Origin of the sequence: Rhodococcus sp. T2V, from assembly GCF_029269925.1 — a bacterium.
In the GTDB taxonomy this organism is placed as follows: Bacteria; Actinomycetota; Actinomycetes; order Mycobacteriales; family Mycobacteriaceae; genus Rhodococcus_F; species Rhodococcus_F koreensis.
The window spans coordinates 19,719-32,866 of the sequence record NZ_JARJBD010000104.1 but is presented as its reverse complement, the minus strand read 5'-3'; the positions used below and the strand labels follow the sequence as shown (position 1 = coordinate 32,866).

Sequence of the window (13,148 nt, the reverse complement as noted above, 5' to 3'; positions counted from 1 at the left end):
TGTCCAATATCTGACAGTGAGCGAGGAATCTCAGTTCCCGCCGATGGGTAAGCGTGCTTTGGGGTTGTCAATCACCTCGGTTGACGTGCCATAAATCTCACCTGCACCTTCTTTGGTGAACTGGGTGGTCGACAGTTCTACCCTAGATATCGTTGTGCGGCTATTCAGTGCAGCGAGTATGTCCTCGCGGAGGTGAGCCAGTGATTCACCATTGCCGCTCGCGGCAATGGTGGAAATGTCGACGGAAACAATCGCTGGATAGCGGCCGGAAAACTGGGAAGCGGCAGACTTGACTGTTCGAATTACGCCTTTGACCCTGTCCTGGCGTACCTCGCACCCCACGTTGAAGTTGATGAATCGACCAAGGGTTCCATTCGAATCGAGAGCGACAGCTGACGTAGACCTCAGATCGAACTCGGTCTCACCCCTAGGGAGTGCTAGTGCCGTAGGGCCGCCGCTGGCAGGAAGGACCTCGAAATTGGCTGTGAACTGCCTATCGGCAGCTTCTCTGAACTTGGACGGGTGAGGTCGGCGCAAGCCCTCCCTAGCAGCCGTCACGATACCGTCGATGAACTCGCGGCGTGGCTCTATGTGAAACATTGCGTCGAGAAGAAGAGCCGAATGGGTTACATGTTCAGGAAATGTAGCGCGTAGCTTCCGGCCGAGAATCCGATACAACTCGAAGCGAGCCTTGTCGTGCTGGCTAACGCTACTTTTGTGTTTGCACTCAACTTCCAAGCAATCGTCTACAAGTCGATCTGGTGTCTGAACACCGGCCTCTGGGATGAAAAGTACTCGCCTACCAGATTGTACATACTCGGCAGCCACGCGAATCTCATGAATGGCGCTCGCGACTCGATCCGGATCGTCCAGCCGCAAATCGTCAATACGGGCCTCAAGATTTTGCGTGCCTGCATTTCGAAGATCCTGGATATTGAACATTAGTTCGCCGATCTGCAGCAGCTGCTGCGAACGGGATAGCCCTTCAGGCGGGGTGTTCTTGTACTGTTCTAGCCACAAGGCGATAGCGTGCGTATCCCTGTGAGGACGAGCTGAGTGCGCGGCCAGCCAGTCGGCGCCCATCAAGTCGGCCAGTTCGTTCGCCCATGCGATGTAATCCTCCGTCGTATGCATCCGTATTCCAGGCTGGCTCGACATGATCGCAGGATAGATCAAGTTGGCGAAATTAACAGTGCGTGACCGGCGGCCCGCCGCCGCGGCTCACGTGGCGTTCGACCCGGTCGACTACCGCGGCCACAATGTGGTCGAACGCCGGTTCTGCCACCTCAAGCAGTGGCGCGGTCCGGCCACTCGCTACGGGCACGCTTCCTCTCGTCGGCATCCGGGCTGGCTCGCCGGGAACGGAAGCTGGCCGACCACTGGGAGAACGCCGCAGTTTTGCGTTACCTGCACGGCCGGGACGCCTTTGCCGGCGCCGAGGAACTGGGCAACCGCTTGATCTCCCATCTCGCCGGAGGCTGGCGGCCCACCGTGCGCGAGATCCACGAGCTGGAAGACGCCTGCGTCCACGCGTGCACCCTCGACCGGCGTCAACACCCGGAGCTGCTGCGCACCGCCAGGTCCTCCGGAAGCAGATCCACCACGCGGTCCCCGATCGTGGACCAGGCCGAATTGCGATGGCGGATCCGCCGTGACCTGACCAGGTTGACCCTCGAGAACGCTCTCGCCGGCACCGGCACCACCCGAGAGGCGGAACGCCATCTCGCGCCGTGGCTCACACACGCCGCGGCCGTCCTCGACACCCCGATGAGCATCGACGGCCTCGAGGACATCGCCGCCCAGTGGCGTGGGCGTCGCGCTCCTTACATGCTGGCGAACCTTGACTGGGCCGACGTGATCATCGTCGAAGCGATTCCCCGTGTACGTCGGTCCTGGTGGTGGAAACTCACCCACGGCGAGGAACCCCCACCGGCACGATAGTCCACCTGCGTTGCCGATTCTTCGACCGCACCGCCCCCCGAGGGGAGTGGGATGCGGTGATCACCTTGTCGGGGGTCTCGGTCAAGATGGCCTGCGAGGAGGACGTCATGACCGCACCCGAGCGCACCCCGCAGCAGTGGGCGCAGGACATGCTGATGCCTGGGCGTTCGATAATTGTCGATACAGAGACCTCTGACCTGGGCGGATCGATCCTGGAGGTGGCCGCCATCGACGCCGCGAGCGGAGTCGTCCTGCTGGAGACCCTGGTCGATCCGGGCGATGTACCGATCCATCCGGATGCCGCCGCCGTGCACGGTCTCAGTCCCGATCAACTCGCCGGCGCCCCCGGCTGGCCTCTCGTCTTCCCCGTCCTGGCGGCGGTGACGGCGGGACGGGTCGTGTTGGCGTACGGCGCGGACTTCGATCACGGTCGCGTGCTGCATGATTGCCACCGGTTCGGCCTCGACCCGCAGCACCTGGCCGACCGGGGGCGGTGGGGTTGCATCATGCGGGCCCGCTCGCAGGCGGAAGGTACCGAGAAGAACATTCGACTCGGCGGCGCTCGCCGGGCCCGCGGCGACGCGGAAGCGGCCCGCGTCGTCCTGCAGGGAATCGCGCACGGCCACCGGGACGATCCTGCGACTGGCGCGGCGTAGCAGCTTCCGTTTTCCTTCAAGGCATTCCGCCATACACGACGTGCAACATTGCAATCTGGAAATGTAAGGTAAGTTTCGGCAGGTCAGGCATTCGACGATGGGCTGATCGGGCATGGTCCATTCTTTCGCGGTTGCAACATCACAATGTGAACATGTAAGGTAATTCTCGAAAGAAACGTGAACGACACCACCGCTACTGCTGAGATCGTCACCGCCGCATGTGCGCTCGACTGCGGCTCGATCGTCTCCCGGAGCACCGAAGATCACCGCAATCCCCCTCATCGAGGTCCACGAGTGCGAGGTGCTGGCGGACTACGTCGACCTGTGCGAGCCCACGGAATCGGAGAACGACCCTGCCGCCATCGCGGCCGCGCTGAATCGGGACCACCGGTTCTGACCTGCAACAACACCGACCATCCACACGCAAAGGAGTTCCCATGTCCCACCTCATTGGCGAAGTCGTCACCCCCGACCACCGCGACCGCATCACCATCGTGCACGGATACCGCCACGACGAGGCGGGTTCGCAGTTCGTGGCCGTGGAGTTCGCCGACGGCACCGCCGGGGAGGTCGACGTCCTCGACATCTTCCTGTCCGCTCCGGAAGCGGTCGCTGTCGCAGCCTGAGCTGCCGCGCCCGTCGCATCCCGCGGAAACCCACCTGCCCTTACGCGGAGGCCACTGATGCCCGAGTCCACTAACGCCGGTGACCCGGCCGTGCGTACCGCGAGCCCTGATCGACGGCACGAGGACGTCATCCGCGTTGTCCGAGGTGCTGGGTACGCTGTCCCCATTGCCGTGCGGGATACGACTTCCCGCTGCACCGAAGGGGGCAAGGTGGCACGCGAGGATCCCGCAACGGGCCTGTCGCTGCACCGCGTTGCCGCTCTTCGGGCGATGGACACCGGTGTCGCACCCAGACAGGAGTCACGAGATGATCCAGCACGATCGCAACACCCCGGGCGGACGCAGGGGCCGTGTCGTCGACGCACCGTGGCGCACCGCGGCCGCCGATGGTCTCGGCTCCCGGATCGACGAACCCGCACGCCCCTCACGAACAGCGATGACCCCTACGGGCTCCCGTCCGCCGCTGACATCGCACCGGCATCGCGGCGAGGACCTGCTGCCGCTGACCCCCACGACGCCCACCCCCGAGTCCGACACCGCACGTCGCAAGACGCTGATCTTCACGCCGGGGCTCGGCGGTGACGCTCTCGCCGGCCGCCGCACGGTCCTGCTCGACCCGACCACCGAGCCGCCTGCCGGCGGCACCGGGGTGGTGCGTCTCGGCCGGTCCGCCGCGGCACCCGAGTCCTCCCACGAGTAGGTCCTTCATCGAACCGTCACCGCTCGGTCAGAAAAGCGCCGTGACCTGTGGTGACGACACGTCCCCCTCTCGATTCAGTGCGCCGCCGAGAGGAGTGAAGAGATGGTCGAACTCCATCCCGATCTGATCGCATCACCGGTGCGGGGCATCGGTCAGGCCCGGTGATCGGGCGTCCCCCGACGTGGGGCACCTTGTTTCCGGACCTGGTGCTGACCATGGTGGCGGGCGAAATCGAAGCCCTTCGAAGGGAACTCGCGGTGCATGACGGTGATACCTGTCCGGTCGTGGGGATGTTCCGCCGGTACCGGGATCTGCTCGAACGCGACGGACTCATGCTGCGCGACCGCGATCGGTTCGATCCGGCGCCTGCTCCAGCGTGCGCAGGGCCGGATGGCGTCCACCGCGGTGTTCCTGACCGGTGTGGTGGCGACGATCCTCGGGGTCGGTGGCGCCTGCATCCTGATGGACTACACCGCCGCCGCGCTCGGACCGGCCGGTGTTCTCCTCGGCGCCCTGGTGGGAGCGGTGATCGCCGGTACCGTGATGCGAGTGGGCACACGTGAGCTGGAGCCGGGGACAGCGCACCTCGCCGACACCGCGATGGCATCTCTGGACGAACGCCTACCCTGACCCGATTCGCGGTCCACTCGAGACCGGGAGAGTCTGATGAGCGGAAGTGGGAATCGGTTGATCGCGCCGATGCTGGCCACCGCCGGCCCTCCTCCGGACGACGAGCGGCCGTGGAGTTTTGAGATGAAGTTCGACGGGTGCCGGATCCTGGCGTCGGTCGGCGGCGGCCGCGATCCGGAGCTGTGGACCCGCAACCTCAACGTGGTGACCGGCTCGTACCCCGAGGTCGCCGAGGCACTGGCGGTGGCCTTCGGTAGCGCGGAACGGATCGTGCTCGACGGGGAGATCGTGACCCTCGACAGGGGCAAGCCCAGCTTCAATCTGCTCCAGCGGCGGATGAGTGTGCCCCGCGCCACGAAACCATTGCAGAAGCGAATCCCGGTGACGTACCTACCCTTTGACGTCTTGGTCAGACAGGGCGAGTCGTTCATGACCGCGTCGTATCTGGACCGGCGGGCGGAGCTGGCCACGCTGGACGCGACGCTCCAGGACATCGGCGGCCTGCCGATCACCGTCCCCCCGCACTGGGAATCACAAAGTGGGCGAATCATGCTGAATGCGGCGAGGTCCGCGGGTCAGGAAGGAATCGTCGGGAAAAGATCGACGTCGGTCTACCTTCCGGGGCACCGCAGCCGGGCCTGGGTGAAGACGGCGATCCGGCTGAGACGGACGATTGTGGCCGCCGGCTTCGTCGGCTCGAACCGGTCGGTGGCCGTCCTGATCCTCGGCGCCTACGATGCCGAAGACCGGTTGGTCCCGGTCGGTGTGGTCGCGAGCGGCTTCACGACGACGATGCGCCATCAACTCCGCGATGACTTCCGGCAGCTCGAACGGTCCACCAGCCCATTCACCGAGCAAGGGCCGCCGCCCGCCGAGGCGCATCCCAGTGGTGTCCGGTGGTTGGAGCCGGTCACCACACTCTCGATTGAGTATCGCGAGTACACCGGGCGTGGTGGGCTTCGGCATCCGAGCCTCAAAGGCCAGGTCTTCGACACCGATCCTCGCTCGGTCCGGGTCGAGGACCTGTAGGTAGTCAGAGGAAAGCCGCCGGCACCTTCCCCGGTGTCAGCGGCTCCTCATCACCGTCCTGGGGGAACGCTACGCAATGTAGGTCTTACCCGGCCAGTGGTGACGGTGACGTCATATCGCCTCTCGGCAAGTGGTCGCTCGCAGCGACTGTTCTGATGTGGTACCCGGGGTATGTCCCGCCACCGTCAGCTTCTTCAACGGGGCCACTGCGGGGGATATTCCGGGCCGCACCCGCGGCGCCGGGGACGTGTCGTCACCGCTGGTAGATGCCATACTCGGGTCGCACCTGATGTCGGTCCGGTCGCGTCGCGATCACCCGCCAGCCGGGCCCGGCCGGGCCGTATTCTTGCCGCATGTTCGTCGACCCCGACTGCACCGGTGCCGGCGGTCAGGTGCTGCCGGACCTGGCCACCGTCGATGGGCGGGCGGATCCGCACCTGATCACGGCGTTAGCCCGCACGGCAGTGAACATCGAATTGCGGATCTGCACCCAGGTCGTTCCGTACGACGTCGCGGCCGAGTCGTGGTTTCCGGCGGCCGCCGGGTTCGTCGTCACGGTCATCGTGCGCACCGTCGACGCCGTCACGGGCGAGCCACGGTATCTGCCGTGCGCCGAACCCGATGAGTGGGTGCGGTCGATCTTCTCGACCGTCGAGGCCGCCGGTGGGTACTTCCTCGGCGCCGTCGACCCGGACACCGGCGTCCACCGCCGCGGGCAGCTTGCGTATCGCCTGTACCTCGACACGGACCGGCGGGCGATCCCTGCGCCCCGGCAGCTGGTCACCTGTCCCCAGTACCTGCTGTCCACCGTCGATATTCGCGGTGATGCCACCTTCCAGACGCCCACCTGATCTCCCGGGAGAATCAGCCGCCGTCCGGGGCCCCTCGCACGTGCGGCCGCCGCGATGACACAGCCCGCAGGCGACGCTTCGGCGTCCGTCGCCGCGCCCCAAGTCGGTCACGGCGTGTTAGATCGGGGCAGCGGATGCGAGCAGGGAGGCCACCATGTGTGGACGGTACGCCAGTACCACCACGGACAAAGAGTTGCGCTCGATCTTTCACGTCGACGAGGTCGTCGGTGACGAGTTGCGCCCGTCCTACAACATCGCCCCGACCCAGCAGATCCGGGCGGTCCTCGAACGGGCACCCCGAGACAAGCCGGACGCGGCACCGATCACACAGCTCCGGACGCTGACCTGGGGCTTGGTGCCTTCGTGGTCGAAGGAAGCCACACTCGGCCGCCTGATCAACGCACGCTCAGAGTCGGTGACCGAGCGCCCCTCGTTTCGGGCCGCGGCCTCGAAACGACGATGCTTGCTACCGGCGGACGGCTACTTCGAGTGGCAGAAACGCGACGGCAAGAAAATCCCGAACTTCCTGCACGGGGACGGGGTGCTCGCGATGGCCGGCCTCTACGAGCTGTGGCGCGACCGTGAGCTGCCCGAGGACGACCCGCACGCCTGGCTGTGGACCGCGACGATTCTGACCCGGCCCGCTACCGATGCGTTCGGACACATCCACGACCGCTGCCCGGTGGTGTTACCGGCAACATTCCAGCAGCACTGGCTCGACCCCACCCTCACCGACTCCGGCGACGTCCAAGCACTGCTCGCGTCGGTGCCCGACCCGGTCCTGCACCCGTACGAGGTCAGTACCGCCGTGAACTCCCCACGCAACAACGGACCCGATCTATTGACACCCGTTTCGTGAGACAGGATCTGGATTACACTGCCGCCAAAGCTATACGAGTTACAACATAGCCTTTCAACGTTGTAAAGTAGTGGCGTGACGAAGGGGCGCAGATGAGCGCCGACAACCAGGACGAGCCCTCGATGCTGGGGCGCATCACGTTTCGCAGCAATGGCCCGCCCAGACATAGGGCAGGTGCGAATTGCGGTCCCCGGCCGCCTCGGAAGAATGGCCGCTGATGAGCGAGACGAGCATGGGCCGCGTACCGGTGGGGGAGCCGATCCCGCTCCGGTTCGATCCGACCACCAAACAACGCCTCGAGGAATACGCCGCCGGCATCGGGCCCCGCCGCTTCGGGGCGCTGGTGCGGGTCGCCGCCCGGCGGCTTCTCGCCGACCCCGACCGGGTGCCGCAGGCCCTGACCCAGGCCCGCCGGGTGTCGGCCGAGGTCCGCCGGATCCCGTGGGCGGAGCGACCGCTGCACCTCGACCCCGCCACCCGCACACGCCTCACTGAACTCGCCCGCGAGTTGCACACCAACCGCAGCGCGATCGTCCGCGTCGCGCTGCACCGCTTCCTCACCGGCGCGGGACGATTCCGCCACCCGGTGCTCCGCGAACACGCCCGCACCGACCTGACGACTCGCACCTACGTGTACCTCAACCGCTCCACCCTCGACCGACTCGAGCGGCTCATCAGCCGCCACGGCGACGCCCCCACCGCCGCCGCGGCCATCCGGGTCGCGGTACATCGACTCCTCGACGACCCGGGCGATCTCGCCGCCGACCTGACCACGATCGGCGCCGCCCGCGACCTGACACCGGAGACCCTCGGCCCGCGTACGAACGTGCACTTCGACGACGACCTGCGCGACCAACTCGACACCCTCGCCGAACGGCTCGACTCCGATCGCGCCGAACTCCTGCGCCTGGCCGCCCGCCAGCTCCTGGCGAACCCGCGGGACCTCGAGAAGGCGGTGACCGAGGAGATCTACCGCGGAGACGCCAACCGGGACCTGCTGATCGCCCGGAACACCCGCCGTCGGCAGGCCGCGGCCGCCGACCAACCCGCCCGCATGCCTCTTCGGGCGCCGAGTCCGCAGGGGAACCCGTTCGGGAAACGGCATGTCTTCCGGTTCGACGAGGACACCAAGCGCCGGCTGGAGGAGCTGGCGGACGAGTACGGTCCCCGCCGGGTCTCCGCGCTGCTGCGGGTCGGGATCCGCCGACTGATCGGGTCCCCGCGCGCCGAGGTCGATCTCGCGCAGGCCCGCCGGGTCGCCGCCGCGGCGCGGGCGTTGCCGCACGACCCGGTCACGCTGAGACTGGCCTCCCAGGCGGCGGCCCGCTTCCTGGCCCTCGCCGCCGACCATGAGGCGTCGCCGCGGGACCTGGTTGCGGTCGCGGTGCACCGCTTCCTCGCCGCCCCCGGCCACTACCGGGCGGAGCTGATCGACGAGGCCGGCGCATCCGGGCTCGACGAGAAGTTCAAGGTCTCGCTCCGCCCCTCCACCCTGCGCGACATCGACCGGCTCGCCGACCGGCACGGCACCCGGCTGGCGTCGGCGTTGGTGCGTGTCGCGGTGCGCCGGCTCCTCGACGACCCCGGCGACCTCGCCGACGACCTGGAGACCGTCGCACCCATGCACGACCTGCGTCCCGCACCGCGGACGGCCCGGGTCGACGTCGCCCTCGACGACGAACTCCTCGTGCACCTCGACGCCCTCGCCGACCGGCTCGGCTCGGACCGTCAGGAACTGGTGTATCTGGCGGCCAAACGCATCCTCCGCTTCCATCACAACATCGAAAACCGGATGCTCGACGAGATGTTCCGCGCCCCGACCAGCCGGAAACACCTGCTGGCCAAACATGCCCGCCGCGAGAGAACCCGCCGGACAGACCGCAGCAGCGACACCTGACCCGGGCCCGCGAGATTTATGTCCAGCGCATCGGACGGGTAGTCCGGCCGGCTTATTTACCTGGGGAGATGACATGTCCCTATCGCTGCAGGGCTGAGGCGGCGTTGTACCGATCCGCCTCTTCCCGGCGATGCACAGCGCAGGAGGTGGTTGTCATGCTCAGCTTGTCCTACTGGTTCCACGAAATCGTGCGCCTTGAACGGAGCATCGTGTGGCGGGAGTCCTGGCCTTTCCACTGACCCGACAACGGTGATTCCGATCCCGCCGTACGGGTTGGGAACCAGCTGGTGTGGACACCTTGGCTGGTGCCCATCGTTCTCTGGTGGAACTCCTGGCGCTGACCCAGTACCTACCCGCGCGCAGCCGGTGATGGGCCGGCGGCCGCGTGGTCGCCGGCGATTCTGACATCGGCGCCGTGGCAGAATTGGGTGTGACCTGCGATGACGACAGGTCCCCGAGGAACGATCCGCTATCGGCACAGCGCTGGCCGCCCTGATGCGGACGTCGAAGCACGATCGATCGAACCCGGCGAATATCTGCAGGCTTGCACACCGAATCCGTACGGGTTCATCGTGGTGTATGACCGAGAATCCGCGAACTCGCACGTCTTTGAAGGTCGGCGACAAAGTCAAGGTTCATGCCGAGGGCACCTCGGTGTTTACGATTGTGAGCATTGACGGCAACGAAGCGCTGATCGAGTCGATTACGAGTGCGCCGGGGACGTACCCGTTCCACTGCAAGCTCGAGCGCCTCGTCCCGGTCGAGTCCTGAAAACAGTCACAAATACGCCCTGAACTGCTCAAATGACACGTCCCCCTTTCGGGGAGGATGATCCTCCGCGGTGCTGGGCGGTGATCGTACGCGGATCTGGGGTGGAGGCCACGGCGCGGGATCGATGTCGGCCTCGACGCGAGGTCCTGCAGCAGCGGTGTCGAATACGGCACTGCGAATATCCCTGCGGCGCTTGTAGTGGTGACCTCGGTCTGTCCCTGGGCGTCCGGTCGTTGTCGCCGGCGATCAGGACGCTGGGCCTCGACGACGTTCATGATGGGGTGGTGACGGCCCTGGCCTGCGTGGGTCACCACGTCGGGGCGGGTTGTGCCATGCTGGGGGCACGGAGTCGAAGTCGGGGACAACATGACTGTTCATGCATTGGTGCGATCCACGGGCAGGCGCGGCTGGACGTTGCGGTGCAATGTGTGTGAGCACACCTTCGCCGCGGCCGTGGACGGTCGGTCCGAGGCGGTGGCCTTCGCCCGTACCAATGGGTGGATCGTCGGCGAGCGCACGTTGTGCCCGATGTGCGCGGTCACCGACACCGCCCGCCGCACAGCCTGACCCACCGATCCGCAGCACCGACCCGGGGCCGGTGGGGCGGGGTGCCCGGGTTGTGAGGATGAACCGAAAGAGTTCGTCGCGTGTCGAAGGGAAGCAGAGTCTGATGGGGGAGTTGGCTGTAGCGAGCAAGGTGGCTGTGATGGTGTCGTACTGGTGGAGCCGCGGGGACGGTCTCGCCAACCATCTACTCGGTCAGATCCTCACCCGCGCAGCAGGTGTGGGTGAGGTCGACATCACCGATCCGCAGTCCATCGACCGCACCGTGCGGGTCGCGGTTGCCGATCCCGCGGTGCTGGCCGAGCTGGACCAGTGGTGGCGGATGGTCGAAACCCGCCGGGCCGGCAACACCACCCGCAACCCGGGACTGGGTCTGGAGCAGTCGATTCGGTACCTCACCGACCGGCTCGACGCCGCCGCCGTCACACCGGAGGCGCTCGGCGAATGCCGCCGGCAGGTCGCCGCGGTCGATCAGACGATCACCAGCTCCAAGGACCTTCCCGAACTCGTCCACCCGGACGCTCAGATGCTCGATCTCCTCGTTCGCTACCTGGAGGCCCGCTCCCGCGTTCTGGCCCTGGCGTGAACCCACCCGAGTGAGTGCGGAGCCGGCGCGGGCCGCCGACCACACCGGTGACGCCCACCCGATGGCCGCGGTGATGTCGGAGGGGACATGTCGTTACCGCAGAGCACAGCACATAGTGGGCGCGGTGGCTTTAGAGGTTCCAGAGCCCAAGCACCGCGGCCCGCAGGCCGGGGGAGGCGATGCGGTGATCGACTCGCAGCCGGGCACCCGGATGCCCGGCGTCGGCGAGGATCTGCTCCGCGACCGGCACCGGGATCGGGTCCAGGTCCGTGCGGCTGCGCAGCAGGTGCCCGATGGCGCCGGGGGAGCGAGGGATCGCGATCGCCTCGGAATCGACCACGGCAGGGGGATAGAGCCACTCGTGGTCCGCGGCGACGAACACCAGCACGTCACCCCGGCGCAGGCGGCTGTCGGTCTTGTCGTGATGGAACCATTCGAGCTGATACTTCGCGGCCGGCCCGGCAGGGGCGCGGCGGTGGCGCGACTCGGCGGCCCAGGCGTGGTGCTCGGCCGGCCCGGGTTGAAATTCGATGATGTGCCGCAAAAACATCCGGTTCACCTGTGCGGGCAGGAAGCCGGGATCGGCCTGCCCGCGGCCGCTCACCCCGGGGATCGGCACCGCCCGCCCGATCTGCCACTGCGCGACGGCGTTGTCGAGGAATACCTGATCGACCTCGGTGACCTCCTCGATACTGTCGATGAACCCCCGCACCGAGGCAACAAGGTCCGGGTCGTCGGTGATGACCACACCCTCGACGGCGATGGTGGAACCGTGCGAGGCATTCGCGGAGCCGATCACCGCCCACCGCTCGGTGGCGATGACATTGGCGTGCAGGTCCGGCGACGACAGCACCCGCACCCCCGCGTCCCGGTAGTACGCGAGCGCCACCGGGGAGGTCAGGTGTGCGCGAACCGCGGCGCGGGAGGCGTTGACGACGAGGACGTCACCGCCGCGCAGCGGCAACAGGGTGGGCGCGTCCTGGCCCAGGTGGGCGATCGCAGCGCGGCGGGACCCGCGGGTGCGGATGGCCCGGGTGATGTGCGGCCACGGGCTCGGCCCGTGGAAGGTGGTCCCCATATCCGAAAACGGTAGCGGGTGCGCCCACCGGGCCGGGGCCGATCCACCGAACGCGGTCGCACGGGTCGACACCCCGGATCGGGCCGCTGCGCTGCGACGATGACACGTCCCCTTCTCCCGCTTGCGACCGCACTGCGCGGCCCTGCTACGGGTGTGAGACGGGTGCCGTCACGGCCGACGGTCGTTGTGTGGGTTCGGCTCGGCCGCCCGGTGCCACGCGTGCGCGCCGAGGCCGGCGATGAGAAACGCCCACATCGCCAACATCGGCGAATCGGTCGTGGTCGCCGCGTGTGCGATCGATACCGCTGCGGCCGGCACCATGACCCAGTTGCGTCTCTGGTGAAAGCGCTCAATCTGCTTCAGCGCACGGATACTCCCCCTTCGACCTCTTCGGGAGGTGTCGTGTTCGCACACCATGGCACAGGCGACAGGCCGGTACTGCACACCCTACTTGCACAAAGCAATGTCACATTGTAATGTGTGCGTCACGACAACGAGGGGAGATGTACATGTTCACCACTGCAATCGGCCTGGGTCCGGCCGAACTGGAAGCCGCGCGCGCTCGCTACCGCGCATCGATCGGAGGCGGTTCGCACGCCGAGTTCGTCGCCGCCAAGGTCGCCCTGGTCGAGTTGGGAACCGGTCGTAAGGTCTCCGAGGGGGAGATCGACTACCTGTAACCCGGGCAGCGTGCGAGGCCCCGTCATGTCAATTGATGGGGGCCTCCTTCGTGCGGCACGCTGTGGGAGTGTCGGTGCCGCACGGGCGCGGTCGATCTCGATGGTTCGCGACGAACTCACGCTCTCCTTGACTTACAACATGGCAATGCAACATTGTAATGTATGGAAGAGTGAGAACTCGCCGAATGGGGGAGCCGTGACGTGCGAGCTGGAATAGATCGACAAGGCCAACACCGGCGGCCGCGGGATCGTCGAAACAGCAGCAGCGCCTTCGCCGCAG

General features: G+C 66.7%; 16 protein-coding genes. 14 read left to right on the top strand and 2 right to left on the bottom strand.

Annotated elements, in window-relative coordinates:
* Positions 1 to 30: 30 nt before the first annotated feature.
* Complete coding sequence (locus P3H15_RS45415) at positions 31 to 1,158, bottom strand: hypothetical protein (RefSeq protein ID WP_276143316.1); 1,128 nt, start codon at positions 1,156 to 1,158, stop codon at positions 31 to 33.
* A 135-nt stretch (positions 1,159 to 1,293) separates the two neighbouring features.
* Here P3H15_RS45415 and P3H15_RS45410 point away from each other — a divergent pair, with 135 nt between their 5' ends.
* The 13 genes from P3H15_RS45410 to P3H15_RS45350 all read left to right on the top strand — a co-directional run bounded on the left by P3H15_RS45410 (position 1,294) and on the right by P3H15_RS45350 (position 11,110).
* A complete protein-coding gene (locus tag P3H15_RS45410) occupies positions 1,294 to 1,941 on the top strand; it encodes a hypothetical protein (RefSeq protein WP_276143315.1) in 648 nt (215 codons plus the stop codon).
* Positions 1,942 to 2,048: 107 nt separating this feature from the next.
* Positions 2,049 to 2,597 (top strand): 3'-5' exonuclease, encoded by a 549-nt coding sequence (locus P3H15_RS45405; RefSeq protein WP_276143314.1) that lies wholly within the window; start codon positions 2,049 to 2,051, stop codon positions 2,595 to 2,597.
* Between the two features lie 220 nt (positions 2,598 to 2,817).
* A complete protein-coding gene (locus tag P3H15_RS45400; RefSeq protein ID WP_276143313.1) occupies positions 2,818 to 2,994 on the top strand; it encodes a hypothetical protein in 177 nt (58 codons plus the stop codon).
* Between the two features lie 40 nt (positions 2,995 to 3,034).
* Positions 3,035 to 3,223 carry a hypothetical protein gene (locus P3H15_RS45395; protein ID WP_276143312.1) on the top strand — a complete coding sequence of 63 codons (189 nt, stop codon included), beginning with the start codon at positions 3,035 to 3,037 and terminating at the stop codon, positions 3,221 to 3,223.
* A 307-nt stretch (positions 3,224 to 3,530) separates the two neighbouring features.
* Positions 3,531 to 3,923 (top strand): hypothetical protein, encoded by a 393-nt coding sequence (locus tag P3H15_RS45390; protein ID WP_276143311.1) that lies wholly within the window; start codon positions 3,531 to 3,533, stop codon positions 3,921 to 3,923.
* 261 nt (positions 3,924 to 4,184) lie between these two features.
* A complete protein-coding gene (locus P3H15_RS45385; RefSeq protein ID WP_276143310.1) occupies positions 4,185 to 4,553 on the top strand; it encodes a hypothetical protein in 369 nt (122 codons plus the stop codon).
* A 36-nt stretch (positions 4,554 to 4,589) separates the two neighbouring features.
* Positions 4,590 to 5,582 carry a DNA ligase gene (locus tag P3H15_RS45380; protein WP_276143309.1) on the top strand — a complete coding sequence of 331 codons (993 nt, stop codon included), beginning with the start codon at positions 4,590 to 4,592 and terminating at the stop codon, positions 5,580 to 5,582.
* Between the two features lie 353 nt (positions 5,583 to 5,935).
* Positions 5,936 to 6,433: an N-formylglutamate amidohydrolase gene (locus tag P3H15_RS45375; RefSeq protein ID WP_276143308.1), complete on the top strand. Its 498-nt coding sequence runs from the start codon at positions 5,936 to 5,938 to the stop codon at positions 6,431 to 6,433.
* Positions 6,434 to 6,587: 154 nt separating this feature from the next.
* Positions 6,588 to 7,292, top strand: a complete 705-nt coding sequence (locus P3H15_RS45370; RefSeq protein ID WP_276143307.1) for an SOS response-associated peptidase — start codon at positions 6,588 to 6,590, stop codon at positions 7,290 to 7,292.
* Positions 7,293 to 7,509: 217 nt separating this feature from the next.
* Positions 7,510 to 9,189 (top strand): ribbon-helix-helix protein, CopG family, encoded by a 1,680-nt coding sequence (locus P3H15_RS45365; protein ID WP_276143306.1) that lies wholly within the window; start codon positions 7,510 to 7,512, stop codon positions 9,187 to 9,189.
* 579 nt (positions 9,190 to 9,768) lie between these two features.
* Positions 9,769 to 9,960, top strand: a complete 192-nt coding sequence (locus P3H15_RS45360) for a hypothetical protein (RefSeq protein WP_276143305.1) — start codon at positions 9,769 to 9,771, stop codon at positions 9,958 to 9,960.
* A 366-nt stretch (positions 9,961 to 10,326) separates the two neighbouring features.
* Positions 10,327 to 10,527 (top strand): hypothetical protein, encoded by a 201-nt coding sequence (locus P3H15_RS45355; RefSeq protein WP_276143304.1) that lies wholly within the window; start codon positions 10,327 to 10,329, stop codon positions 10,525 to 10,527.
* Between the two features lie 58 nt (positions 10,528 to 10,585).
* Positions 10,586 to 11,110: a hypothetical protein gene (locus P3H15_RS45350; protein ID WP_276143303.1), complete on the top strand. Its 525-nt coding sequence runs from the start codon at positions 10,586 to 10,588 to the stop codon at positions 11,108 to 11,110.
* A 130-nt stretch (positions 11,111 to 11,240) separates the two neighbouring features.
* Here P3H15_RS45350 and P3H15_RS45345 read toward each other — a convergent pair whose 3' ends face one another.
* Positions 11,241 to 12,188 (bottom strand): phosphatidylserine/phosphatidylglycerophosphate/cardiolipin synthase family protein, encoded by a 948-nt coding sequence (locus tag P3H15_RS45345; protein ID WP_276143302.1) that lies wholly within the window; start codon positions 12,186 to 12,188, stop codon positions 11,241 to 11,243.
* A 509-nt stretch (positions 12,189 to 12,697) separates the two neighbouring features.
* Between P3H15_RS45345 and P3H15_RS45340 the strand changes: the two genes are divergently transcribed.
* The gene (locus P3H15_RS45340) at positions 12,698 to 12,868 is read left to right on the top strand and encodes a hypothetical protein (RefSeq protein ID WP_276143301.1); all 171 of its coding nucleotides are present in this window, start codon (positions 12,698 to 12,700) and stop codon (positions 12,866 to 12,868) included.
* The last annotated feature ends 280 nt before the right edge of the window (positions 12,869 to 13,148 follow it).

Excerpts from the sequence above, each read along its gene's own strand:
- P3H15_RS45415 (WP_276143316.1), bottom strand. The coding sequence starts at position 1,158 with ATGTCGAGCCAGCCTGGAATACGGATGCATACGACGGAGGATTACATC.
- P3H15_RS45405 (WP_276143314.1), top strand. The coding sequence starts at position 2,049 with ATGACCGCACCCGAGCGCACCCCGCAGCAGTGGGCGCAGGACATGCTG.
- P3H15_RS45395 (WP_276143312.1), top strand. The coding sequence starts at position 3,035 with ATGTCCCACCTCATTGGCGAAGTCGTCACCCCCGACCACCGCGACCGC.
- P3H15_RS45390 (WP_276143311.1), top strand. The coding sequence starts at position 3,531 with ATGATCCAGCACGATCGCAACACCCCGGGCGGACGCAGGGGCCGTGTC.
- P3H15_RS45385 (WP_276143310.1), top strand. The coding sequence starts at position 4,185 with ATGACGGTGATACCTGTCCGGTCGTGGGGATGTTCCGCCGGTACCGGG.
- P3H15_RS45380 (WP_276143309.1), top strand. The coding sequence starts at position 4,590 with ATGAGCGGAAGTGGGAATCGGTTGATCGCGCCGATGCTGGCCACCGCC.
- P3H15_RS45375 (WP_276143308.1), top strand. The coding sequence starts at position 5,936 with ATGTTCGTCGACCCCGACTGCACCGGTGCCGGCGGTCAGGTGCTGCCG.
- P3H15_RS45370 (WP_276143307.1), top strand. The coding sequence starts at position 6,588 with ATGTGTGGACGGTACGCCAGTACCACCACGGACAAAGAGTTGCGCTCG.
- P3H15_RS45365 (WP_276143306.1), top strand. The coding sequence starts at position 7,510 with ATGAGCGAGACGAGCATGGGCCGCGTACCGGTGGGGGAGCCGATCCCG.
- P3H15_RS45360 (WP_276143305.1), top strand. The coding sequence starts at position 9,769 with ATGACCGAGAATCCGCGAACTCGCACGTCTTTGAAGGTCGGCGACAAA.
- P3H15_RS45355 (WP_276143304.1), top strand. The coding sequence starts at position 10,327 with ATGACTGTTCATGCATTGGTGCGATCCACGGGCAGGCGCGGCTGGACG.
- P3H15_RS45350 (WP_276143303.1), top strand. The coding sequence starts at position 10,586 with ATGAACCGAAAGAGTTCGTCGCGTGTCGAAGGGAAGCAGAGTCTGATG.
- P3H15_RS45345 (WP_276143302.1), bottom strand. The coding sequence starts at position 12,188 with ATGGGGACCACCTTCCACGGGCCGAGCCCGTGGCCGCACATCACCCGG.
- P3H15_RS45340 (WP_276143301.1), top strand. The coding sequence starts at position 12,698 with ATGTTCACCACTGCAATCGGCCTGGGTCCGGCCGAACTGGAAGCCGCG.